Source organism: Citrobacter sp. NCU1, assembly GCF_010231475.1.
GTDB lineage: Bacteria > Pseudomonadota > Gammaproteobacteria > Enterobacterales > Enterobacteriaceae > Citrobacter_D.
Map to the genome: position 1 here is coordinate 1 of NZ_NRDO01000072.1, position 24,051 is coordinate 24,051.

Below are 24,051 nucleotides of genomic sequence, written 5' to 3' on the forward strand. Positions count from 1 at the left end.
AGATATCGTGGTCACCGACTGCGAAACCTGTAAATGGCAAATCGAGATGTCCACCAGCAAACGTTGCGAACATCCGATCACGCTGTTAGCGCAAGCGCTGGGTTGATAGCGTCTTACCCGATGGCGTAGCGCCATCGGGTATTTCAGAGCTATACCGACAGCGATTCAACCACGTCAATCCAGCCATGTTCGCTGGCGATGTCCATCCCGTTTAACCAGCGACGTAACATGTTCAACGCCATCATGGCACAGACCTCCTGACGCACCTGCACACTGTGCCGATTAACGCTGAGATGCACACGTAAAGCGAACGTGCCTTCCGGTGTCGCCAGTGCAAAATTGAGGTGTTCGTTTTCGAGGCCTGAAACAGCTAACGCCAGCCCGGCGTAATGGTTGCTACGCCGCTCCGTCGTCCAGTGCGCGGTCTGATCCAGCGTTTCTTCCTGAGAGGGCACCACTTCACTGGCCAGCAATGGTGCGCCCGCACGTGAGAGCTGAAGCGCTAACAGACCGCCGGTATATTGCTCGCTCAGGGTCAGGCTCAGTTGGCGCTCTTGTAAGCAACGGGCAATTTGCGCCGGCAGCCCTTCAACACCCTCGAAAATCATACTTTGCCCGGCGACACGTTTGATCTGCGGCCATATCGCCTGCATCGCGGCGCGCTGCGAGTCAGGTCCGGTGAGTTTCAGCTCAATGATCGGCATTGAGGAGCGATACCCCATCGTGACGCCCGGCGGCAGTGCCAGTGAATCAAGACGTTGTGCAAGCTCGCTTTCCGAACGCCCGAACGTGGTCAAACGCAGACAAAGCGGAGGTTGAGGCAGTGAAAAACGCTCCCGTAAACGCGGAAGAATTTCATGTTCGACCATCACCTTAAATTCGGACGGGACGCCCGGCGTAAAAAACATCAGACAACGATTGAGCTTTAGGGCGAATCCGCACGCCGTCCCCACTGGGTTATTGATAAACTCGGCGCTGGCAGGCAGTTCAGCCTGCTTGCGGTTAGCGGGCGCCATGACTCGCCCGCGCTCGCGAAAGAAACGTTCCATTTCCGCCAGCCAGGCCTCATGAAGCACCAGCTCTTCACCTTTTGCCGTCGCCGCAGCCAGCGCACTCAGATCATCGCTGGTGGGTCCCAGACCACCGTTGACGATGAGCACATCAGCCTGTTCGCTACGTTCACGTAACACCGCGACCAGGGCGTCAAGATTGTCACCCACCGTATTTCGACGTGATAACGGCACTCCCTGGTTAAAGAAAAAATCAGCCAGCCAGGCGGCATTGGTGTCCACGATTTGTCCGTGCAACACTTCATCACCGGTGGATAACATCTCCACGTTTAACATCGTGTTCTCCTGCAACTTGAAGTATGAGGAGTATATAACGCAAAACGCGCAGAGAGGGGGAAGAAACCGAGAGGAGGAGAAGAGTGAGGATAAAGCAGGCGCGACGAAGGTCGCGCCATCAGGATCAGAAGCTGGCGCTCACACCCACATACGGGCCATCAGCAATCGTATTATCAGGCGCACCGTCTTTCCCTGTGAGGGTCAAATAACGGTATCCGGCTTCGATGCTCAGCGGACGCAGAATATTTAAACGCGCGCCTGCATTCGCCTCTTCATAGCTCTCAATTCCGCTGGAGAGCGAATCCGGAGAGTAGTAATACTCGCCAAACAGGTTAAAGTTTTGGCCGATCTTCCACTGTAAACCACCGCCGACTGCGGCAGCATAACCTTCATCGTTATCTTGCGGGTTGGTCCAAAGACCTTTTCCGCCAACGGTCGCCATAAACGGTCCCAACGGGATGTTCACGCCAAGGCCAAGGCCTGCCGTATCGCCGTCGTCGTCGCTATGCATCCAGTTACCGCTCAACGCCAGTCCAGAAGATTCCGTACCGATACCAACAGCAAGGTTAGTGTACTCCTCACCAGCCTGCCCGCTAATACTGATTGCATTCGCTGACGCAGAAACAAACAGTATCCCAGCAAGACCGAATAAAACGTTTTTTTTCATTTTTTCCCTTTCCAGCAAGCAAATAAATTTAATACCCCAAAACCGCAGGATTGTACTGCCAGTACACCAGGAATCAATGATCTAAAAAAGCGATCCGATAGCATATTGTAACCAAATACTACTCATAACGTTTCTAAATGGTTACATACTTTAAATTAACAGAAACAATAACCGTATTGTGACGATCTTTATGGCAAAATAATCACTTCCACAGGTGCCCCGGTATCCGTATTCTTTATCGGCCCTTCCCCTCTCCTGCAAGGAATATAGTAATGCGTCAAAGGACTATTGTTTGCCCATTAATTCAGAATGATGGCTGTTATCTATTATGCAAAATGGCCGATGACCGTGGCGTATTTCCCGGTCAGTGGGCGCTCTCCGGCGGCGGCGTTGAACCAGGTGAACGTATCGAAGAAGCCTTGCGCCGGGAAGTCAGGGAAGAACTTGGCGAGCAACTCATTCTGACCGGGATTACTCCCTGGACTTTCAGCGATGATATTCGCACCAAGACGTATGCGGATGGTCGTCAGGAAGAAATCTATATGATTTATCTTATTTTTGACTGTGTTTCAGCGAATCGCGATGTACAAATTAATGAAGAGTTCCAGGACTGGGCCTGGGTAAAACCGGAAGACCTTGCAGGTTACGATCTCAATGTCGCCACCCGCAAAACGTTATCGTTAAAAGGTCTGTTGTAATTAGACCCAACATAATTAAAGGTTATTATCACGACGTTTCTCACGCTGTCATAATAACCTCATGCGTTTCACTTATCTGAAAACGAGTTCACCATCCAGTATCAGCTTCCCATTCTCCGAATGCATCACCAGCGAATCCAGATAGTCAGGCTCAAATTTGACACCGCGCTTATCCTTCACAATATAAGATAAACAATGATTGTGCGTAAATATCACCACATTTTTGTTTTGTGATTTTGCCTGTAATGCTTCAATTGAACGATAAATACGGTGACCGCATTCCTGCATATTTTTATCGACGGTGACTTTTTTGTCGGCAGAAAACCAGGTGGCTGACTGGATTGTACGCACCGCATTGCTGGAATAGAGATCGTAATCTTTCATCTTTTCACTAAACGCGCGACCACGTGCTCTGGCGTTATATGCTCCGTTAACAGTAATACCGGTTTTATCCGACAGACATTCGTTGCTGGAGCGATCACAACGCTCAGCGTGGCGGAATAACACCACGACAGGATGCTGCTGGGCGATCGCCGCTACCGTCTCGCTGTCGATCCGGGGTAATCCGTTGCTGCTCCAGGCTAACCGGGTATTGAGTCCAGCCATAATCACGAATGCCATCATCAAGATAGCGATATTTTTTTTAGATTTTACTGAACGTAGTGTCAATGCTAACACGATATTTTCCACCCATCAAAACAGATAAACCGCCCCATCAGGACAGCTCGATAATAAAAAAGCAATAAACGCAAAATGCCTTAAAAAAAGGATAAAGGCAAAAAATAAATAGTTAAAAGCATAAACATTATATTATTTACCACCCATCTTAAGTTCTTAAGGTTAAATTAATATTCAATCTCTAATCTGCATGATCAAATGAAATAGTTAACATTGCACTCTGCTTTTTATCATTTCTAAAAATATACAGGTGACCGCGTTTCACGGCTAAAGGAAATATGATGTCTGACTTTTTGCCTTTTTCCCGCCCTGCGATAGGTGAGGCAGAACTTGCTGCTGTCCGGGAAGTTCTGGACTCTGGATGGATCACCACCGGTCCCAAAAACCAGGCGTTAGAAGACGCCTTTTGTACGCTAACCGGAAACCAGCATGCCATTGCCGTGAGTTCTGCCACCGCAGGAATGCACATCACGCTCATGGCGCTTGGCATCGGCGCAGGCGACGAGGTGATTACACCGTCAATGACCTGGGTTTCCACGCTCAACATGATTGTGTTGCTGGGCGCGACTCCCGTGATGATCGATGTTGATCGCGACACGTTGATGGTCACGCCGGAACAAATCGAATCGGCGATCACGCCGCGTACCAAAGCCATTATCCCGGTGCATTACGCGGGCGCACCGGCCGATATGGACGCGATTTACGCGATTGGCGATCGCTACGGCATTCCGATTATTGAGGACGCCGCCCATGCTGCTGGCACGCGCTATCAGGGACACCATGTCGGCTGGCGCGGCACCGCCATTTTCTCTTTCCATGCCATCAAAAACGTCACCTGTGCGGAAGGCGGGTTAATTGTCACGGATAACAACGCACTCGCCCAACAGCTTCGCAGCCTTAAATTTCATGGACTGGGCGTTGATGCTTATGACCGGCAAACCTATGGCCGTGCGCCACAGGCCGAGGTTATCTCTCCCGGTTTTAAATACAATTTGACCGACATTAATGCCGCTATCGCTCTGGTACAGCTGCGTAAGCTGGAGCAACTTAATGCCCGTCGGGCGGAGATTGCCCAGCGCTATCAACAGGCGCTGGCGAATACCCCCTTTCAACCGCTGGCTCTGCCCACCTGGGCGCATGTCCATGCCTGGCACCTGTTTATTATCCGCGTTGATGAAGCACGTTGTGGAATCGACAGGGACGCGCTCATGGAGGCGCTGAAGGCCAAAGGGATGGGTACAGGTCTTCATTTTCGCGCCGCCCATACACAAAAATATTACCGTGAGCGTTTCAAAGATCTGCGGCTTGCGAATACCGAGTGGAACAGCGCGCGTATCTGCTCACTGCCGTTATTTCCCGATATGACTTCCGATGATACTGAGCGCGTCATTACGGCGCTCCAACAGTTAGCAGGACAATAACGATGTTTGACGCCGCCCCCATTAAGAAAGTTTCGATTGTTATCCCTGTTTATAACGAACAAGAAAGCCTGCCTGAACTGCTCAGAAGAACGAATGCCGCATGCCAACAGCTTGGCAAAGAGTATGAAATTTTGCTGGTGGATGATGGCAGTAGCGACAGCTCAGCAGAACTGCTGATCAATGCCTCTCAGGGCTATGGCAGCCATGTTGTGGCTGTGTTATTGAATCGCAACTATGGTCAACATTCGGCCATCATGGCCGGTTTCAGTCACGTCACAGGAGATTTGATCATCACTCTGGACGCCGATCTGCAAAATCCGCCAGAAGAGATCCCGCGCCTGGTCGCGACCGCAGACGAGGGATTTGATGTCGTCGGCACAGTACGCCAAAACCGGCAGGACAGCCTGTTTCGCAAAACAGCCTCCCGAATGATCAATCATTTGATTCAACGGACCACGGGCAAAGCGATGGGAGACTATGGTTGCATGCTGCGTGCTTACCGTCGTCACATCGTCGATGCCATGCTGCATTGCCAGGAACGCAGCACATTCATCCCCATTCTGGCCAATATTTTCGCCCGTCGCGCCACGGAAATTCCGGTGCATCATGCAGAGCGTGAATTTGGTGATTCCAAATACAGCTTCATGCGTCTGATCAATTTGATGTATGACCTTGTGACCTGCCTGACGACCACACCTCTGCGTATGTTAAGTCTGTTGGGCAGCGTGATCGCCGCTTCCGGTTTTACGCTGGCAGTACTTCTTGTCGTCCTTCGACTGACGCTCGGACCTCAGTGGGCCGCTGAGGGGGTGTTTATGCTGTTTGCCGTTCTGTTTACGTTTATCGGCGCGCAGTTTATCGGTATGGGGTTACTTGGCGAATATATCGGTCGCATCTACAACGATGTCCGCGCCCGTCCCCGCTATTTTGTCCAGCACGTTATCCGTCCGGAAAACCCGCAGTCAATTGAGGAAAGCCACGCATGAAAACCGTCGTCTTCGCGTATCACGATATGGGATGTCAGGGAATTGAGGCATTACTGGACGCAGGTTATGAAATAGCCGCTATTTTTACGCACACCGATAACCCCGGAGAAAAAGCATTTTTTGGTTCGGTGTCCCGCCTGGGCGCGGATGCCGGCATCCCGGTTTTTGCCCCGGACGATGTCAATCACCCTTTGTGGATCGAACGTATTCGCCAGTTCGCCCCTGATGTTATTTTCTCATTTTACTATCGCCATTTACTGAGTGATGACATTTTGTCTCTCGCCCCGGCAGGCGCATTCAATCTTCACGGTTCACTGCTGCCCAAATACCGGGGTCGTGCGCCGCTAAACTGGGTATTAGTCAATGGCGAAACCGAAACGGGCGTGACGCTTCACCGCATGGTGAAACGGGCTGATGCGGGGGCGATTATCGCTCAACAACGCGTCGCCATCGCTCCAGAAGATGTCGCAATCACCCTGCATCGAAAATTATGTCAGACCGCCCGTCAGTTACTGGCCGACATTCTGCCCGCCATTAAAAAAGACCACATTGAAGAGGTACCTCAGCGGGAGTCCGACGCCAGTTGTTATGGACGTCGCACACCAGAAGACAGTGTTCTTGACTGGAAGAAACCCGCGGCAGAATTACATAATATGGTTCGCGCGGTGACAGATCCCTGGCCTGGCGCCTTTAGCTACGTCGGCACCCAAAAGTTCACAATCTGGTCATCACGCGTACATCCTGAGATACCTGTTAAACATCCGGCGGGCACTGTTATCTCCATTAACCCGTTACTGATCGCCTGCGCTGATGGCGCACTGGAGATTGTCACCGGGCAAGCCGGTGACGGTATCTATATGCAAGGCTCGCAGCTGGCGCTGGCGCTGGGCCTGGTGACGGGGTCTCGCCTGAATACGCCGTCTGTTTCCACCCGCACACGGCGTACCCGCGTGCTGATCCTCGGTGTTAACGGCTTTATTGGTAACCATTTGACCGAACGGTTGCTGCGCGAAGAGAACTACGAAGTTTATGGTCTGGACATTGGTAGCGATGCGATTGGACGTTTTCTCAATCATCCGCGCTTTCATTTCGTGGAAGGTGACATCAGCATTCATTCTGAATGGATTGAATATCATGTCAAAAAATGCGATGTCGTGTTGCCGCTGGTAGCGATTGCGACGCCCATTGAATATACCCGTAACCCGCTGCGCGTTTTCGAGCTCGATTTTGAAGAAAACCTGAGAATCATCCGCTACTGCGTGAAATACCGTAAACGGATTATTTTCCCGTCGACCTCTGAAGTCTACGGTATGTGTACAGATAACGTTTTTGATGAGGATAGCTCGAATCTCATTGTCGGACCGGTGAATAAACCACGCTGGATTTACTCGGTTTCCAAGCAATTATTGGACCGCGTAATTTGGGCTTACGGCGAGAAAGAAGGCTTACAGTTCACCCTTTTTCGCCCTTTCAACTGGATGGGACCGCGTCTGGACAGCCTTGATGCCGCCCGTATTGGCAGTTCGCGCGCCATTACCCAGTTGATCCTGAATCTGGTTGAAGGTTCTCCCATCAAGCTCATTGAAGGCGGAAAACAGAAACGCTGCTTTACCGATATTCGCGACGGCATTGAGGCGTTATTCCGCATCATTGAAAATGAAGGGGGACGTTGCGATGGCGAAATCATTAACATCGGTAACCCGGATAATGAAGCGAGCATCCAGGAGCTGGCGGAAATGTTGCTCAGTCGTTTCGAGAAACACCCGCTGCGTCAGCATTTCCCGCCATTTGCCGGTTTCCGGGTGGTAGAAAGCAGCAGTTATTACGGTAAAGGTTATCAGGACGTCGAGCACCGCAAACCCAATATCCGCAATGCAAAGCGCTGTCTGAATTGGGAACCGTCCATAGCTATGGATGAAACCATCGAAGAGACGCTGGACTTCTTCTTACGCAGCGTGGATTTAACGGAACACGCATCATGACAACCGTGGGCTTGCGTATTGACGTCGATACCTTCCGGGGGACGCGCGAAGGCGTACCTCGTCTTCTGGAGACGTTGAACCGATATCAAATTCGGGCAAGTTTTTTCTTCAGTGTCGGTCCCGATAACATGGGGCGCCATCTCTGGCGTCTCGTGAAGCCCCAATTTCTGTGGAAAATGTTGCGTTCAAACGCGGCATCGCTTTACGGCTGGGATATCCTGCTGGCAGGCACCGCCTGGCCGGGTAAAGAGATTGGGACTGCGAATGCACAAATTATCCGTGATACCGCAGAGCGTCACGAAACGGGGCTGCACGCCTGGGATCATCATGCCTGGCAGACCCACAGCGGAAGCTGGGATGACTCCGCGCTGATTAACGATATCGCACAAGGTATCACGGCGCTGGAGGCGATAACCGGACGCCCCGTCACCTGCTCCGCCGTCGCGGGCTGGCGCGCCGACCAGCGCGTCGTTGACGCAAAAGAAACCTTCCATTTGCGCTATAACAGCGACTGTCGGGGGACATCATTATTTCGCCCCATACTGGATTCAGGCCAAATGGGCACACCGCAGATCCCCGTCACGCTCCCCACCTGGGATGAAGTGGTAGGACGGGAAGTGAAGGCAGAGGATTTCAATACCTGGCTCCTCTCCCGTATAGCGATGAGCGAAGGCACCCCGGTCTATACCATTCACGCCGAAGTTGAAGGTATTGCCCATCATCAAGAATTTGAAGACCTGCTCATTCGTGCTGCACAGGCGGGGATTGTTTTCTGCCCTCTTGGCGATTTACTTCCGGCCTCGCCGGAGGCATTACCTGCGGGGAAAATTGTTCGTGGCAAAATCGCAGGCAGAGAAGGCTGGCTGGGCTGCCAGCAACAGGTGAGTGACACTTGATGAAATCTCTACGTTACTATCTGGCATTCGCCACATTTTTTGCGCTCTATTATATTCTCCCCATAAACAGTCGCCTGCTCTGGCAGCCTGATGAATCACGCTACGCCGAAATCAGCCGTGAGATGCTGACCTCCGGCGACTGGGTAGTTCCGCATTTTCTGGGATTACGCTATTTTGAAAAACCCATTGCGGGTTACTGGCTCAACAGTCTCGGGCAGTGGTTATTTGGCTCCACCAATTTTGGCGTTCGGGCTGGAGTCATCGTTGCAACATTCCTCACCGCATTACTGGTGGGCTGGCTTGCATTCCGACTCTGGCAGGATAAACGCACCGCCACCCTCGCCTGTGTTATCTATCTGACAATGTTTGCGGTGTACAGCATTGGCACTTACGCCGTACTCGACCCAATGATCGCCCTGTGGTTAATGGCCGGTATGTGCTGCTTTTGGGAAGGCATGCAGGCGACGTCAACAAAAGCCAAAATCATCGCTTTCCTTCTGCTGGGCGTAGCCTGCGGTATGGGGGTGATGACCAAAGGTTTTCTTGCGCTGGCCGTGCCGGTGGTTAGCGTGCTGCCGTGGGTGGTTGTCCAAAAACGCGGGAAAGATCTGTTCATTTACGGCGGACTGGCGATCCTGAGCTGTATTGCTATCGTACTTCCGTGGGGGATTGCCATCGCCCTGCGCGAGCCGGATTTCTGGCACTATTTCTTCTGGGTCGAACACATTCAACGTTTCGCGATGGACGACGCCCAGCATAAAGCTCCGGTCTGGTACTACCTGCCTGTGTTAGTCGCGGGAACGCTTCCGTGGCTGGGACTCCTCCCCGGTTCACTGTGGGCGGGCTGGAAAAACCGCGATGCCGCACGCACTACCGGCTATTTGTTATGCTGGATCGTGATGCCTCTGCTCTTTTTCAGTATCGCCAGGGGAAAATTGCCAACCTATGTGCTTTCCTGTTTCGCACCGTTAGCCATCTTAATGGCGCATTACGGCCGACAGGCGGCCCAAAAAGAGAGCCGCGCGCTGCATGCCAATGCCTGGATTAACATCGCTTTTGGCGTTATCGGGATCATCGCGACCTTTATCGTCTCCCCCTGGGGACCGTTGAAGTCCCCCATCTGGGTACATATCGAACTGTACAAAGTCTTTTGTTCATGGGGAATCTTCGCTATCTGGACATTTTTTGGCTGGTATACCCTGGGTAACCCCCGCGCCACATGGATCTACTCTGCGTTGAGTCCACTGGGACTGGCAATATTCTTTGGTTTTTCGATCCCCGATCGGGTTATGGAATCGAAGCAACCGCAATTTTTCGTCGAGATGACCCGGGAGTCGCTGGCATCAAGTCGTTTCATTCTGACTGATGGCGTTGGTGTCGCTGCCGGTCTGGCCTGGAGTCTGAAGCGAGATGACATCATCATGTACGGGCAGAAAGGAGAGCTAAAATATGGTCTCCATTACCCGGATGCAAAAGGCCGTTTTGTTAGCCGCGCTGATTTTAATGACTGGCTCAGTCAACATCGTCAGGAGGGGAAAATTTCACTCGTGCTTTCCGTTTCAAGAGATGAAGACATCAAAGACCTTGCCATACCGCCTGCTGATAATATTGATAATCAGGGGCGTCTGGTGCTAATTCAGTACTATCCCAAATGATTTGGCCTGTCTTAGTGTTAGCCAGTTTGCTCAGCGTTGGCGGACAGTTATGCCAGAAGCAAGCAACCCGCCCTGTTCATTCGCGCGACCGAAAACGTCACATTGCCCTGTGGCTCGGTCTTGCGCTGGCCTGCCTCGGTTCGGCAATGGTGCTGTGGTTACTGGTTTTACAAACGATTCCCGTCGGCATTGCCTACCCGATGCTCAGTCTTAACTTTGTCTGGGTAACGCTGGCAGCCTGGAAAATTTGGCATGAGCCCGTCTCTGTTCGCCATTGGCTTGGCGTCGGGCTGATTATCACCGGCATTTTTTTGCTTGGGAGCGCGGTATAATGGGATTACTGTGGGGACTTCTCAGCGTCTTGATGACGTCGGCAGCCCAGTTGAGTCTTGGCTTTGCCATGGCGTCATTGCCGCCTATGCTGCATCCAGTCGCCTTCATCGCGGCGCTGTTTGCCGATCACGCCAGTACCATCGCGTTATTTTCCGGACTGCTGGGCTATCTGGCTTCCGTCTTTTGCTGGCATAACGCACTGCATCATCTCGAACTCAGTAAGGCCTACGCCTTACTGAGTCTCAGTTATATTCTCGTCTGGATTGCATCGATGGTGCTACCTGGAATGCAGGGCGCGTTCTCTCTGAAAGCGCTGCCAGGTGTTGCGTGCATTATGGCCGGGCTAATGATGATTTTTATACCCTCAGCACGCCGAACCTGACCCGTCACTTTTCATCATCAGACGCTTCCACTGTCTGAACCCACTCCAGCAGTGCGCGGCGAGAAATTTTGATGCCACCGGTTTTCAACGCTGACGGGAGTGTCAACCAGCGAACAGGTTGCTGAAAGCGCGCCAGTTTACCCTGAACCCACTCGGCGAGGTCCATGTTTTCAGCCTGAGCGTCATATTCAACCACCGCCACCGGACGATGGCCAAATTCGCGGTCTTCAACAGGCACCACAAAGGCCTGTAACACGTGGGGGTGCGCGGTGATCACACGCTCCACTTCTTCAGGCTGGATCCCCTCACCGCCGCTGAAAAACAGATTATCCAGACGCCCCGCAATCGTCAGCCTGCCGTTTTGCAACACACCGCGATCGCGAGTGGCAAACCAGCCCAGGTCATTGACTAACGGTATCAGTTGGCCGTTGCGCCAGTATCCTTCTGCCATGCTGGCGGCACGCAACCAGACCTCGTCATTGACGATCTTAACTTCCCGCCCCGGCAACGCCGAGCCAACATCGCCCAGTCCATCCGCCTCTTTCGCACACACCGTGGAAGCAAACTCGGTCAAACCGTAACCGCACCAGCAGCGAATTCCCTGCTCCTGTGCCTTTTCTGTCAGCTCAACCGGGATCGCCGCACCGCCTAACAGCACCGCTTTTAAGGTGACCGATGAACGGTTGGTAAGCAAACGCCAGAGTTGCGTCGGCACCAGAGAGGCGTGAGTACAGCCTGCCAGCATCTGCTCCAGCGGCTGTTTGTCGCGCACGGTCATTCGCGCGCCGGCAAACAGCCAACGCCATAAAATACCCTGACCAGAGACATGAAACAGCGGCAACGAGAGAAGCCAGTCATCGCCTTCCCCAAAAGGCATCAACGATAAAACACCCTCTGCACTGGCCAGATGCGCGTGACAACTGTGCACCGCCGCTTTGGGCAATCCCGTCGAGCCAGAAGTCAGCGTCATGGAACTCAGACGCTGCGGCTGCCATGTACAGGCATAACCGCTTTCCATTTCCTGCATCTGCAACGGAGTCAGCTCAGGAAAGCTATTGTCCCCGTCCAGCACCAGCGCAAAGCGCAAAGTGAGTTCAGGTAACAGAGCGTCCAACAGGGGTTGAGGCAGTTGCGGATTGACGGGCAGAATTCTCGCGCCGCATTGTAACAGGGCGAGCCAGGCCAACAGGGACTGCGGATGATTCCAGGCGCGTAGCATCACACCACGGCCTTCTTCCACGCCCTGGGCGGCAAACCCCGCCGCCAGGCGATCAATACGTGTACAGAGCGCGCGCCAGCTTAACACCTCGTCATTCAGGCGTAAGGCTGGCGCATCCCCCCGAACCTGCCGCCAGTACCGCCACGGCCAGTCAGGGAAGATCATAGCAGACGTTCCAGGGCATCAACGTCCACGCACGGCAGAGCACTTCCCGGCCAGGTACGCAACTGTTGAATTTGCATCAGGCTTAACGTATCCAGACCAGGAATCGTGTCTGGCGTCAGCCAGGCTGCAATGCGCGCCAGCTGCGTCAAACCCAGACTGGATTCGATGGAAGAGCTGATCACGGCGGTCAGTCCGAGCGCATGCGCTGCCTGAACCTGTTCGCGTACTTTTGCCAGACTGCCGGTCAAGGTCGGTTTGATCACCACCGCGCTGACGCCCTCTTCGGCCATAAAGGTAAAATCGGCCTCGCGCAGACTTTCGTCCCAGGCAATTGCAATGCCAGTTTCACGGGCAAACGCGCGGGAATCATCCCGGGTTTTGCACGGTTCTTCGAGAAAGGCAATGCGGGAACGGAAATCCGGGTTCACATATTTCGCAAACTGCTGCGCTTTCAGCGGTGTCCAGGCACGGTTGGCATCCAGGCGTAAATGCAGATCCGGAATCGCCTCCAGTAACAGATTAACGACCATGCCATCGCGGACAGCTTCGTAGAGACCGATTTTTACCTTCGCCACTTTTTCGCCAGGCATATCAGCAAGCTGGAGTACCAGATCATCAGGATCACCGGTACACAACGGCGCTGCACGGTAATCAGCCGTTTCGGGCAAGGTGCCTTCCAGCTCCGCCAGCGCACAGCTGGCGCCAAAGGCCACGGACGGCGTCTCCGGCAGCGAGGATACCCCCGCAAGCCAGTCGTTAACCCACGCTAACAGGACGGTCTGCGCCTCTTCCCAGGTTTCCTGGCTAAAGCCCGGCAGTGGGGAGATCTCCCCCCACCCTTCGCGCTCGCCGTCACGAAGACAGACATACAAACCGTCGCGAGTTTTTAACCGCCGATCGCGCAGAACCACCCCCGCGTCCATGGGGATCTGCCAGCGGTATACCTGCGCGCTACGCATTACGGATTCCGTTTGAATTTACTGAAATCAGGCTGACGTTTCTGGTTAAAGGCGTTACGGCCTTCCTGACCTTCTTCCGTCATATAGAACAGCATGGTGGCATTACCGGCCAGTTCCTGCAGACCCGCCTGACCATCACAGTCAGCGTTCAGCGCCGCTTTCAGGCAACGCAGCGCCATCGGGCTGTTTTGCAGCATTTCACGGCACCAGCGAACGGTCTCTTTTTCCAGATCCGCCAGCGGAACCACGGTGTTGACCAGGCCCATGTCCAGCGCCTGCTTCGCGTCGTACTGACGGCACAGGAACCAAATTTCACGCGCTTTTTTCTGACCGACAATACGAGCCATGTAAGACGCGCCCCAGCCGCCGTCGAAGGAACCGACTTTCGGGCCAGTCTGACCAAATACCGCGTTTTCCGCGGCGATAGTCAGGTCGCACATCATATGCAGTACGTGGCCGCCGCCGATGGAGTACCCAGCGACCATCGCCACAACCGGCTTCGGACAGGTACGGATCTGGCGCTGGAAGTCCAGCACGTTGAGATGATGGACGCCGGAGTCATCCTGATAGCCGCCGTAGTCGCCGCGAACTTTCTGATCGCCGCCTGCGCAAAACGCTTTGTCGCCAGCGCCGGTCAGAACAATCACGCCGATGTTGTCGTCATAACGCGCATCCGCCAGCGCCTGGATCATCTCTTTGACGGTCACAGGACGAAATGCGTTGCGTACCTGCGGACGGTTAATGGTGATTTTTGCGATACCATCGGTGGATTTCTCATAACGAATGTCAGTGTAGCCCTCGGAGCAATCATGCCATTCAACCGGTGCGTAAAGCATTGTTTCATCAGGGTAGATCATAGTGTGTCCTTTAGTCAGAGACGCAGAATCTGAGCCAGACTTTCCACCACGCCTGCGGGATTTTCCCGATGCGCGTTGTGTCCGGCATTACGAATCACATGGACAGGCACAGACAGTTCGCTCGCCAGTGCGCGAAATTTACTGTCCCGCTCGCCACATAAATAATAAAACGCAAATGTACGCGCATTAAGCGCATCACGTAAATCAGGTTGCACGCCAAGCGACGTTGCTTCCAGCATCGCCGCCAGCGTTTCGCCGTTGTTCTGGCTACGCAGTGCGACCAGTGCTTCTCGTTGCTGCGCGTTCAGCGAGGCAAAAACCGGCTGCAGATACCAGTCGTTAAAAACGTCACGCAGCGGTTCATGACGAAAACGTTCCGCCCAGCGACGATCAGAGCATCGGCGTGACTCTCGTTCAGCCTCGCGTTGCAATCCTGGATGACCGCCTTCAACGACCAGACCACACAGTCCGGGCATCCCCTGGCTCGCCGCCATCATCGCCACCCTGCCGCCCAGGGAGTATCCCACCAGCCAGTAGTTAAGTATGTTGTAACTCAGCAAGGTTTGGCGCAGCAACGCCATCACATCGCTAAACCCTTCCACACGCAGCGTTGCGGAACCGCCGTGCCCTGGCAAGTCAACATACAACCGCGAGCAGGTCTGAAACTGCTCGCCAACCGTTTGCCATTCACGACAATCGCCGGAAAACCCATGCAAAAAGACCAGCCAGGGCGAGCCCGGCTGACCCTTTACTGCGTGGGCATGCAGGGTCACAGGTGGCTGACCTGCGCTAATAACTGTTGCAGCGTTTGCGTACCGTCGGTGTCATTAACCACCAGCTCAATCACTGTCGCTGTCGGAGTTCGCCACGCGCCCGCCAGCGCGTCTTCCAGCTCAGCCCAGTTTTCCGGACGATGGTATTTCAAATTGAACATGGCCGCCGCATGGTCAAAATGGACGTTTTGCGGCATCAGATAAAAACGTTCGCGTTCGCTCTGCGGAGTGGGTAACAGTGAGAAAATTTGCCCACCATTATTGTTCACAACGATCAGCACGAATGGTGCGGAGACCTGACGCAATAACGCCAGCGCATTAAGATCGTAAAGCGCCGACAAGTCGCCCACAATCGCCAGCGTCGATTTCGCGCTCGCCCGCTGGACGCCCGCAGCCGTTGAGAGTAAGCCGTCAATCCCGCTCGCGCCCCGGTTACTGTATACCGGATACCCGGCAGGCAATTGCGACAGCGCATCAATCAGTCGCACCACCAGGCTGTTCCCCACGAACAGTTGCCCCTGTTCTGGCAAATATTCGCGGATTCGGTGAGCCAGTTGAGCCTCGCCAAAACTTTCGCGACGGGCAACCACCGCTTGCCATGCCTGCTCGGCCAGACGCGGGATCTCCACGCACCAGGGATTGCGTTTCTCGGCCGGGTGCAGATCCAGCCAGTCGGCAATTTTCGACACCAGCCGGCGCCCGCGATGGTGAGCTGGATCCAGACGGCCTTCGATATTGTCGATAATCCAGTACTCTTGCGGAGAGCAGCTGGCCTGCCATTGAAGAACACGTTTACCGGTCAGGCTACTGCCCAATTGCACGACAATTTGCGCCTGCTGTAGTTCGGTAACGGCCTTCGCATTAGCCAACCAGAGATCGGCACAAGGCAGCGGCTGTCCGGTTTGCGACAGCACATCGCCAATCAGCGGCCAGCCCAGCGTTTGCGCCCAAAGCGCGGCTTTCTTGCCCTCTTCCGCGCTCATCCGCCCGGCAACCACCACGCCGCGCTTTTGCCGCCAGAAGAACCAGTCACGCTGTTTTTCACTCTCCAGTCGACGCGCCTCGCGCAGCCAGGGCTTATCGTCCTGCCACCAGTCGCCAAGATGCTGCTGCCACTCAACGCCTGTATCGTCCATCTCGCCATACAGCGGCTCCGCAAAGGGACAGTTGATATGGACTGCCCCGGCATGTAACGAGGCAAGCGCATTATCAAGCGTAGAAACCAGCCAGCTTGCCGGAATATCCTGAGTCGGTCGCGGTAAAGAGAGTGTCTGCGAAGGATGTGAAGCAAACATCCCTGACTGGCGAATCGCCTGATTGGCGCCACAGTCGATCAATTCTGGCGGACGATCCGCCGTGAGCAAAATGAGTTTTTCACCGGTAAGTCCGGCTTCGATCAGCGCCGGATAGAGGTTAGCCACCGCCGTCCCGGAAGTAACGATCACCGCAACCGGCTGTTTACTGACCTTCGCCAGCCCCAATGCCAGGTGGCCCAGCCCACGCTCATCAAAGTGCGTGTGGTGGATAAAAGCAGGATTTTCCGCCGCCGCCAGCGTTAATGGCGTAGAACGAGAGCCAGGGGCAATGCATACATGCCTCACGCCGTGGCGGGTTAAAGCTTCCAGAATGACCGCCGCCCAGCGTCGGTTAAATGCGCTTACTGACATGAGATTGTCCGGTATCAATATTGCGACTAAGTATAGAGAATCGAAATAATGGATTTTTGATATGAGTCGGGAATGTGTAACTCATTACGCTTCCATCTGTAATAAAGTGCGCAACCCTGCCGCTTTATTGTTTATTTCTTGCCATTCTTGCTCAGGATCTGAGCCGCGCACAATCCCCGCGCCTGCGTACAACCTCACAATATTGGTGGTAATTTTCGCCGAACGGAGCGACACGCAAAATTCACTTTGCTTTAGCGACAAATAGCCCGCCGAACCCGCGTACCATTCACGCTCGAAGGGTTCATTTTGCTGAATAAATTGACGTGCCAGTTCGCGGGGAATGCCCGCGACCGCCGCCGTCGGCTGTAACTGGTGTAAACAGAGCGCGTCGTCCGGCTGATTGAGCGCCGTCCAGATGCAACGCCGCAAATGCTGAACTTTACGCAATCTGAGGACCTGTGGAGGGAGAACATCAAGCGTATGGGTGCAGTTTTGCAGTCGCTGACAGATATCTTCCACGACCAGCATATTTTCACGCTGATTTTTATCGTCCTTCATCAGCCACTCGCCCAGTTGCCAGGCACGGTGATCGTCGGGATGATTCGCCACCGTCCCGGCCAACGCTTCAGTACGAAGCGCCGTATCACGCCGCCGCCAGAGGCGTTCAGGCGAAGAGCCCAGGAAAGCGCTGTCGGCAGAGAATGCCATGAAAAAGTGGTAACAGTTCAGGTTCAGGCGGCGGCTTGAGGCCATCACCGCCGCGGCATTCACCGGACGAGAAAACTGCAAATCCGTCGCCCGTGCCAGCACCACTTTATCAAGCTGTTCCTGAGCGATAGTGCGGGTTGCGAGCTGGATTAAATTTACCCACCCGGTTTTATCCGGCGAGTGTTTTTCATCGGTTAGGATCAAATGCAGCGCTGGCAGCGATTTAATGCTCACCAGCGAGGAGAGAAAGCGAACCGCGCCTGCAGCATCTTCACGCAAGGAATGCTCGCTATAGAGATGCAGTCGCAACGTCGCCTTCCCGCTACAGCGCCGCCACTCCAGGCGCGGCAGCACCAGGTTCCCGCGCTGCGGCTCAAACGCGTTGAGTCCCCAGACTCGCAGATCGGCATGTTGCGCATGCAGGCGCAAAAACTGTTGCGCCAAATCCAGTGAGCGGAATGAGACCACCGCGCCGAGCACGGCGGCTTCTTCATCGCCATTGCGCTGCTGCCAGTAAAACTGCGGCCAGATGGGTTGGCTCGCCAGCCAGCTCAGGGCGTCAAACGCATCGTTTAGAGGAAAAGGAACGTCGAAAACACGAATTCCGGGTGCCGCTGGTATCTCTTGCGACAACTGACGCATCAGATTTTCCAGCGCTGTAGTAATTGAATGCACGCGGACCTCTCCCTGTTAAAAACCTCACATTATACGGGGTACTGCAAAGAAATTGCAGTACCTCAGTTTAGGGAGGAAATGCGATCCCGGTTACAAGACTGAATTTAACGTCGCGCCAGCAGTAATCCGAGCACCAGTCCAACTGCCGCCCCCGCGCCAATTCCCTGCCAGGGTTTTTCATGAACATAGTCATCAGCCAGGTAAACAGCTTGTTTTGCCCGGTAATAATAGCTGTCTGATGCGTGACTCACACGATTTTTGACCTCTTCCAGCGCGGCTTCCGCCCGCGCTTTGAGTTCAACATATTTCTGATCGGCTGGGTCGCCCGAGGAGCGCAGAACTTCTTCCAGCGTTTCGCTCAAAAGTTCGATGTCGTCATCGATACGTGAATTATAAGAATGAAATGACATTGTCTTCTCCCTTGCGATTAACGTATCCGCTAACTATAGACAACTGAGCCAGGTTACGCCTGTCCAGGCTCCCGCGCCATACCGATATGGGGAATACCGTCTTCGTCATAGACTCCGGTCACTGGGGTAAAGCCAAAACGCGCATAGAACGACTGTAGATGCGCCTGTGCCCCCAGATAAAATGCCTTTTCCGGCCAGTGGTTAACGCAAGAGGCTAACGTTTTAGCCATCAGCTGTTCACCCACTTTTGCGCCTCGCTGTGCTTCACTGACAATCACCCGGCCAATCACGACAGGCTCCAGTTCGTCATCACTTTTCAGAATCCTCGCATACGCGACCAGTTCATCGTTGTGCCACCCCAGAATATGGCGATTCTCTCCTACCAGATCGTCGCCATCGACATCCTGATAAGGGCACTGCTGTTCAACCACAAACACCGCGCAACGCAATTTGAGCAGCGCGTAAAGCGCGGTGACGGATAATTCAGAATGGTGAAGATCTTGCCAGTGGATCATTGTGCGCTCCTTTGTCGTATTCGCTTTATACTAGCCAGATTGAAGTTCAAACGTGTAATGGAATGATGGAACTCATTTTCTTAGGTACTTCTGCGGGCGTTCCTACACGCTCACGCAATGTGACGGCGACCTTACTGAATCTACAGCACCCTACGCAGGCTGGGCTATGGTTGTTTGACTGTGGCGAAGGTACGCAGCACCAGATGCTCAGTACCGCGTTTAATCCGGGTAAACTCGAACGCATCTTCATTAGCCATCTGCATGGCGATCACCTTTTTGGTTTACCAGGACTGTTGTGCAGTCGCTCAATGTCAGGCAACGCCCATCCTCTGACGCTTTATGGGCCACGTGGTTTGCGTGAATTCACTGAAACCGCATTACGCCTCAGCGGTTCCTGGACCGACTATCCGCTGGAGATTATTGAAATCACCGCCGGTGAGATTCTGGACGATGGTTTACGCAAAGTGACGGCGTATACGCTGGAACATCCGCTGGAATGCTACGGTTACCGTATTGAAGAGCACGACAAACCCGGCGCGCTGGATGCGAAAGCGTTAAAGGCGGCAGGCGTTAAGCCCGGTCCACACTTTCAGGATCTGAAGGCCGGAAAAAGCGTCGTGCTGGAAGATGGTCGATGGATCCACGGCGCGGAATTTCTCGCGCCGCCCGTTGCAGGAAAATCGGTGGCGATCTTCGGCGATACCTCGCCTTGTGCCGGCGCGTACGAACTGGCAAAAGGCGTGGATGTGATGGTGCATGAAACCACGCTGGATACGTCAATGGAAGAAAAAGCCAATAGCCGCGGGCACAGCTCAACCCGACAAGCCGCGCTGTTGGCGAAGGAGGCGCGCGTCGGTCGCCTGATCATTACCCACGTAAGTTCGCGTTACGATGAAAAAGGCTGTCAGCGACTGCTGGAAGAGTGTCAGGCGATCTTCCCTGCGACCGAACTGGCTTACGATTTCGCCGTTTTCACGGTTTAACGCTCCATTTTTTGCCCTCAGTGCCGATAACAGTGACAAGGCTGGTTTTCACATTGAGGACAGAATGGACAATTTCCAGAAAGATATTGATGACAGGGCGAACCTGACCCTGTCCAACCGTTTTGAATTGCTGCTGTTTCGTCTTGGTACATCAGTGCAGGAACAGAAATCAGAGCTTTTTGGCATCAACGTATTTAAGCTGCGCGAAATTGTTCCTATGCCGACGTTTACGCGCCCTGCCGGAATGAAAGCGCCTCTCTTAGGGATGGTCAACATTCGCGATCAGGTGATCCCGGTCATTGACCTTCCGGCCGTCGCCGGATGCAAACCCGAGACAGGGTTAAACATTCTGCTGATCACCGAATATGCCCGCAGTGTTCAGGCATTCGCCGTTGAGTCTGTCGAGAATATCATGCGTCTGGACTGGCAGCAGGTTCATACCGCCGAGAAAGCCGTCAACGGTCGCTATATCACCAGCATCGCCTGTCTGGATGACGACAAAGAAACCAACAACCTGGCGCTGGTGCTCGACGTTGAGCAGATCCTCTATGACATCGTACCGTCAAATCACGATCTGCGCGCCGCCAATCTGAAGACCAATAAGTTCAATATCACGCCAGGAGCGGTGGCCATCGTCGCAGAAGATTCGCGAGTGGCTCGCGCGATGCTCGAGAAAGGCTTAAATGCTATGGAAATTCCGCATCAGATGCATATCACCGGTAAAGATGCCTGGGAGAAGATCCAGCAACTGGCCAAAGAAGCCGAAGCGGAAGGTATACCGGTTAGCGAGAAAATAGCCCTTGTGTTGACCGACCTCGAAATGCCGGAGATGGACGGTTTTACCCTCACCCGCAAAATCAAAACCGACGAACGACTGAAGAAAATCCCGGTGGTTATCCACTCTTCGCTTTCCGGCAGCGCCAACGAAGACCATGTACGCAAAGTGAAAGCCGATGGCTATGTGGCAAAATTTGAAGTCAATGAGTTGTCATCGGTGATTCAGGAAGTGCTGGAGCGCGCGGCGCATCCGGCACTTCCTGATTGTTAGGAAAAATGGCAGGGACCTTTCCCTGCCGCTCTCTTAACGCGATAGCCCCTCTGCTAACCCCACCAGACGGATAAATTCAGCCCGATACCCCTGCGGATCGGAGCCTTTAGCTTGCTCGCCCCATTGCGCAATCTGCTGCCAGGACGTTTTCGCCAGCGTATCGGAACCACGCAGTTTTTGTCCGTAGGCCGCCACAGCGGAGAGAAAACGCATATCTGTAGATGCCATATCAAAACGGTTTTGTACCGTAGCTGCCATCACCGGCTGACTGATTAAACGGCTGTTTTCCGCCTGCGGCGTCTTATAACGCAGCTTTACCCACAGCAATTCACTCTCTTTACCGGTTGTGGCTTTCATCGGATCTTTGGCGTAGCGCAACGCATCAACTGATCCCTTTTGCCCCGCCAGCGTCAGCTCAAACAAAACCGTGACGTGTTTACCCGCTCCGATATCGCCAGCATCGACGGCATCGTTATTGAAGTCTTCATCGCGCAATTGGCGTTTTTCGTAGCCAATCTGACGATACTCAACTACCTGCTGCGGGTTAAATTCGATTTGTGCTTTGACGTCTTTGGCCACTGTCACCAGCGTCTGACCCATTTCCTGGTTCAACACCTTTTGCGCTTCGGATAAAGAGTCGAGGTAGCTGTAATTACCGTTCCCTACGTCAGCAATGTTTACCATCATCGCTTCATTAAAGTTGTCATCGCCGACGCCGAGTGTTGAGAGAGTAACGCCTGAATCACGCTCTTTTTTTACCAGCGCTTCAATGGCTTTCGGGTCGTCGATGCCAACGTTAAAGTCGCCATCCGTCGCCAGCAAGATGCGGTTGACGCCGCCTTTGATAAATCCTTTCTCAGCTTGCTGATACGCCATTTGCAACCCAGCACCACCGTTCGTGCTGCCATCTGCGTTCAGATCGTTCAAGGCATTGATAATGGTTTTTTTCTCAGCGCCGGACACCGCCGACAACAACACGTCGGACGAGCCTGCGTAGGTGACAATTGAGATGTGATCCTGTGGGCGCAAGTCATTAACCAGCATTTTTATAGCTGACTTCACCAGCGGCAGACGCTGGTCGAGCGCCATGGATCCCGACGTATCAATCAGGAAAACCAGGTTGGCAGGAGGGCGTGCACTGCTGGAGATTTCTTTTGCGGCAATATCCAGACGCAGTAACGTGTGCTGTTCATTCCACGGTGCTGGTGCAAGTTCATAATTGATGTTGAACGGTGAAGACTCACGGGAAGCGGTATTGGCAGAGACAGGTTTATCTGGCGGAAAATAGTTCACCATCTCCTCAACCCGCACCGCATCCGGAGGAGGTAACTGCCCCCCGTTGAGAAAACGCCGCACATTAGCGTAACTGCCCGTATCCACGTCCAGGCTGAACGTCGCCAGTGGTATTTGTGCAACCTGTTTGACGGGGTTGTCGTCGTAGTGAGTGTAATGAGCAGCAGCGTCCTGGGAGACTCTCCCATATAATAGCTCAGCAGGTGCTGCTGTATTCATATAATAAGCATGACTGGTTGGTGCCTGGCTACAACCACTCAACATCAGCCCCAAAATAGATACCTTGAATGCTTTATTCATTTATATACAAAATCCTTTTTTATTTAAACCAAACCTGGAAATAGACTATCGGTTACAACAAAAACCTTTCTTTAGAGAAAGAACTTAATAGATGATATCGTACCAAGGATTCAACTTATCAATTGTATCAAGATACAAAATCAACTCATGGAGGAAATGATGATATCGTTCTCAACGGGTGATGTAATCATCATTATGATGTATATTGCGTTAGCTTTTATTGTTCCAATAGCCTTTATCATCCCTTTTCTACTTAGAAGGAAGAGGGAGGAAAATGACAACGCGGGGTTTATCTCTTTAATTTATCTGGAGTTACCGATCGGCGTTACCGCCTTACTTCACACCATTTATTTTCATCACTATTTTGACAATGTGTTTGATTGTGTTTTCAATCTTATTCCGTACACCTTAATATTGTGGTTTGTGTATTTTTCACGACAGAAAACACCGTGGAGTTCAACTAAAATCCTGCGCACAGGTTGGTGTTTATTTGCCCTTACCTTCATCCTGCATACACTTTGTTTACTCCCAACGAAAAATACAGCAGATTATGATACCGCTGTAAATATAGCGTTAAGAAAAGGCGATGGTGCAGCATTAGATTCACTATGGAAGACGTGCCCTGAAGGAATTGACTCACTTTTATTCGATATGAAATTTAACTACAATGGTAATAACGATTTTGACTATCCCATCGCCTCATTTGAGAAAGTGCTTCAATGTAGCGACTATAAAAATGACTACACCAGCAATTATGCTATCAACGACTCTTTCCGCGACTCGACAAGCATCAATTTCTTAACTTTGTTGTACAGCAGAATAGACGCTAATAAAAAGAAAGAAATTCAGAGTGATAAAACCATCATAAATAACAGGTTAAGTAATTTAAGGCAATGCATGAGAGATGACGAGTGCAGCAAAATAAAAATCAAAATGCTTAATTTTTTGCTGAAGCTTGAGCCAAAATGGCAGGATGATTTAACGATTACGTTGAAAGACCTGCACAATGCGATCATGAATTCAAATAAAATAAGCATATCTTATTTTGAAAAATTCGTAAAACCTGAAAATGAAAATGATGTTATCGCGATGGCGGTTGTTTTCGGTGACAATCAAAGTGTCATATCAAAAATAAAAGATAAAAAACGCCTGCAATCGGTAATTGGCAAAGAATATGGTGATTTCGGTGATGATATAACGCTAGTGGAATTCATCATAAGAAATGGAACAGAACCAATGATAGATTTTATTATTAATGATTTAAACGTAGATGTGATCTGTTATTCATCTGCATCTACTATAAATTATAATAGCATCGTCTCATCGGAATATAATTATAAGTACAATAAACGTTTCGAAAACAGCACATGCACTCACCCGATCAAGTCATAAACGGAAGGTATGGGCCATAAAAAAACCGCCGATTTGAACTGCA

General features: G+C 52.5%; 24 protein-coding genes. 12 read left to right on the forward strand and 12 right to left on the reverse strand.

Translation table 11 applies throughout. From position 1 onward, the window contains the following. Window positions 1–106 (forward strand): hypothetical protein (locus tag CJP72_RS25645; RefSeq protein WP_238340123.1); only part of this gene is annotated, 106 nt, incomplete at its 5' end. A 43-nt stretch (window positions 107–149) separates the two neighbouring features. Here CJP72_RS25645 and CJP72_RS19890 read toward each other — a convergent pair. Then, window positions 150–1,346 (reverse strand): nicotinamide mononucleotide deamidase-related protein YfaY, encoded by a 1,197-nt coding sequence (locus CJP72_RS19890; RefSeq protein ID WP_162383051.1) that lies wholly within the window; start codon window positions 1,344–1,346, stop codon window positions 150–152. A gap of 124 nt (window positions 1,347–1,470) precedes the next feature. Then, a complete protein-coding gene (locus CJP72_RS19895) occupies window positions 1,471–2,013 on the reverse strand; it encodes a YfaZ family outer membrane protein (RefSeq protein ID WP_162383052.1) in 543 nt (180 codons plus the stop codon). 272 nt (window positions 2,014–2,285) lie between these two features. On the opposite strand from CJP72_RS19895, the gene nudI reads away from it, so the two are divergent. Continuing rightward, the gene (nudI, locus tag CJP72_RS19900; protein WP_162383053.1) at window positions 2,286–2,711 is read left to right on the forward strand and encodes a nucleoside triphosphatase NudI; all 426 of its coding nucleotides are present in this window, start codon (window positions 2,286–2,288) and stop codon (window positions 2,709–2,711) included. Between the two features lie 72 nt (window positions 2,712–2,783). Here nudI and CJP72_RS19905 read toward each other — a convergent pair whose 3' ends face one another. After that, entirely contained in the window at window positions 2,784–3,389 is a 606-nt protein-coding gene (locus CJP72_RS19905; RefSeq protein ID WP_162383054.1) for a lipopolysaccharide core heptose(II)-phosphate phosphatase, read from the reverse strand. Between the two features lie 281 nt (window positions 3,390–3,670). Here CJP72_RS19905 and arnB point away from each other — a divergent pair, with 281 nt between their 5' ends. Genes arnB through arnF form a run of 7 tightly spaced genes read left to right on the forward strand, consistent with a single transcriptional unit; the run spans window position 3,671 to window position 11,044 of the window. After that, window positions 3,671–4,810 (forward strand): UDP-4-amino-4-deoxy-L-arabinose aminotransferase, encoded by a 1,140-nt coding sequence (arnB, locus tag CJP72_RS19910; RefSeq protein WP_162383055.1) that lies wholly within the window; start codon window positions 3,671–3,673, stop codon window positions 4,808–4,810. A gap of 2 nt (window positions 4,811–4,812) precedes the next feature. Further along, window positions 4,813–5,796, forward strand: a complete 984-nt coding sequence (arnC, locus tag CJP72_RS19915) for an undecaprenyl-phosphate 4-deoxy-4-formamido-L-arabinose transferase (RefSeq protein ID WP_162383056.1) — start codon at window positions 4,813–4,815, stop codon at window positions 5,794–5,796. After that, entirely contained in the window at window positions 5,793–7,778 is a 1,986-nt protein-coding gene (gene arnA, locus CJP72_RS19920) for a bifunctional UDP-4-amino-4-deoxy-L-arabinose formyltransferase/UDP-glucuronic acid oxidase ArnA (protein ID WP_162383057.1), read from the forward strand. The genes arnC and arnA overlap by 4 nt, the downstream gene beginning before the upstream one ends. After that, window positions 7,775–8,674, forward strand: a complete 900-nt coding sequence (gene arnD, locus CJP72_RS19925; protein ID WP_162383058.1) for a 4-deoxy-4-formamido-L-arabinose-phosphoundecaprenol deformylase — start codon at window positions 7,775–7,777, stop codon at window positions 8,672–8,674. The genes arnA and arnD overlap by 4 nt, the downstream gene beginning before the upstream one ends. Further along, window positions 8,674–10,329 (forward strand): lipid IV(A) 4-amino-4-deoxy-L-arabinosyltransferase, encoded by a 1,656-nt coding sequence (gene arnT, locus CJP72_RS19930; RefSeq protein ID WP_162383059.1) that lies wholly within the window; start codon window positions 8,674–8,676, stop codon window positions 10,327–10,329. Before arnD ends, arnT begins: the two co-directional genes overlap by 1 nt. Then, window positions 10,326–10,661 (forward strand): 4-amino-4-deoxy-L-arabinose-phosphoundecaprenol flippase subunit ArnE, encoded by a 336-nt coding sequence (gene arnE, locus CJP72_RS19935; protein ID WP_162383060.1) that lies wholly within the window; start codon window positions 10,326–10,328, stop codon window positions 10,659–10,661. The genes arnT and arnE overlap by 4 nt, the downstream gene beginning before the upstream one ends. Continuing rightward, on the forward strand, window positions 10,661–11,044 hold the full coding sequence (arnF, locus tag CJP72_RS19940) for a 4-amino-4-deoxy-L-arabinose-phosphoundecaprenol flippase subunit ArnF (RefSeq protein WP_162383061.1): 384 nt from the start codon (window positions 10,661–10,663) through the stop codon (window positions 11,042–11,044). The genes arnE and arnF overlap by 1 nt, the downstream gene beginning before the upstream one ends. Window positions 11,045–11,048: 4 nt before the next feature. On the opposite strand, the gene menE is transcribed toward arnF, so the two are convergent. From menE to CJP72_RS19980, 8 genes are all read right to left on the reverse strand, one after another. Beyond that, window positions 11,049–12,428, reverse strand: coding sequence for an o-succinylbenzoate--CoA ligase (menE, locus tag CJP72_RS19945; protein ID WP_162383062.1), 1,380 nt, complete (start codon window positions 12,426–12,428; stop codon window positions 11,049–11,051). Next, window positions 12,425–13,387, reverse strand: a complete 963-nt coding sequence (gene menC / locus CJP72_RS19950; protein ID WP_162383063.1) for an o-succinylbenzoate synthase — start codon at window positions 13,385–13,387, stop codon at window positions 12,425–12,427. The genes menE and menC overlap by 4 nt, the downstream gene beginning before the upstream one ends. Beyond that, window positions 13,387–14,244, reverse strand: a complete 858-nt coding sequence (gene menB / locus CJP72_RS19955) for a 1,4-dihydroxy-2-naphthoyl-CoA synthase (protein WP_162383064.1) — start codon at window positions 14,242–14,244, stop codon at window positions 13,387–13,389. Before menB ends, menC begins: the two co-directional genes overlap by 1 nt. Before the next feature lie 14 nt (window positions 14,245–14,258). Continuing rightward, window positions 14,259–15,017 (reverse strand): 2-succinyl-6-hydroxy-2,4-cyclohexadiene-1-carboxylate synthase, encoded by a 759-nt coding sequence (menH, locus tag CJP72_RS19960; protein WP_162383065.1) that lies wholly within the window; start codon window positions 15,015–15,017, stop codon window positions 14,259–14,261. Beyond that, window positions 15,014–16,684: a 2-succinyl-5-enolpyruvyl-6-hydroxy-3-cyclohexene-1-carboxylic-acid synthase gene (gene menD / locus CJP72_RS19965; protein ID WP_162383066.1), complete on the reverse strand. Its 1,671-nt coding sequence runs from the start codon at window positions 16,682–16,684 to the stop codon at window positions 15,014–15,016. Before menD ends, menH begins: the two co-directional genes overlap by 4 nt. Before the next feature lie 84 nt (window positions 16,685–16,768). After that, window positions 16,769–18,067: an isochorismate synthase MenF gene (gene menF, locus CJP72_RS19970; RefSeq protein WP_162383067.1), complete on the reverse strand. Its 1,299-nt coding sequence runs from the start codon at window positions 18,065–18,067 to the stop codon at window positions 16,769–16,771. Between the two features lie 104 nt (window positions 18,068–18,171). Continuing rightward, on the reverse strand, window positions 18,172–18,477 hold the full coding sequence (gene elaB, locus CJP72_RS19975; RefSeq protein WP_162383068.1) for a stress response protein ElaB: 306 nt from the start codon (window positions 18,475–18,477) through the stop codon (window positions 18,172–18,174). Window positions 18,478–18,530: 53 nt separating this feature from the next. After that, window positions 18,531–18,992, reverse strand: coding sequence for a GNAT family N-acetyltransferase (locus CJP72_RS19980; protein WP_162383069.1), 462 nt, complete (start codon window positions 18,990–18,992; stop codon window positions 18,531–18,533). Window positions 18,993–19,057: 65 nt separating this feature from the next. Between CJP72_RS19980 and rbn the strand changes: the two genes are divergently transcribed. Beyond that, on the forward strand, window positions 19,058–19,975 hold the full coding sequence (rbn, locus tag CJP72_RS19985) for a ribonuclease BN (protein WP_162383133.1): 918 nt from the start codon (window positions 19,058–19,060) through the stop codon (window positions 19,973–19,975). 64 nt (window positions 19,976–20,039) lie between these two features. Beyond that, window positions 20,040–21,023 (forward strand): chemotaxis protein, encoded by a 984-nt coding sequence (locus CJP72_RS19990; protein WP_162383070.1) that lies wholly within the window; start codon window positions 20,040–20,042, stop codon window positions 21,021–21,023. Window positions 21,024–21,056: 33 nt separating this feature from the next. On the opposite strand, the gene CJP72_RS19995 is transcribed toward CJP72_RS19990, so the two are convergent. After that, window positions 21,057–22,580 (reverse strand): vWA domain-containing protein, encoded by a 1,524-nt coding sequence (locus CJP72_RS19995; protein ID WP_446714982.1) that lies wholly within the window; start codon window positions 22,578–22,580, stop codon window positions 21,057–21,059. Window positions 22,581–22,772: 192 nt separating this feature from the next. Between CJP72_RS19995 and CJP72_RS20000 the strand changes: the two genes are divergently transcribed. Then, window positions 22,773–24,008 carry a hypothetical protein gene (locus CJP72_RS20000; protein WP_162383072.1) on the forward strand — a complete coding sequence of 412 codons (1,236 nt, stop codon included), beginning with the start codon at window positions 22,773–22,775 and terminating at the stop codon, window positions 24,006–24,008. The last annotated feature ends 43 nt before the right edge of the window (window positions 24,009–24,051 follow it).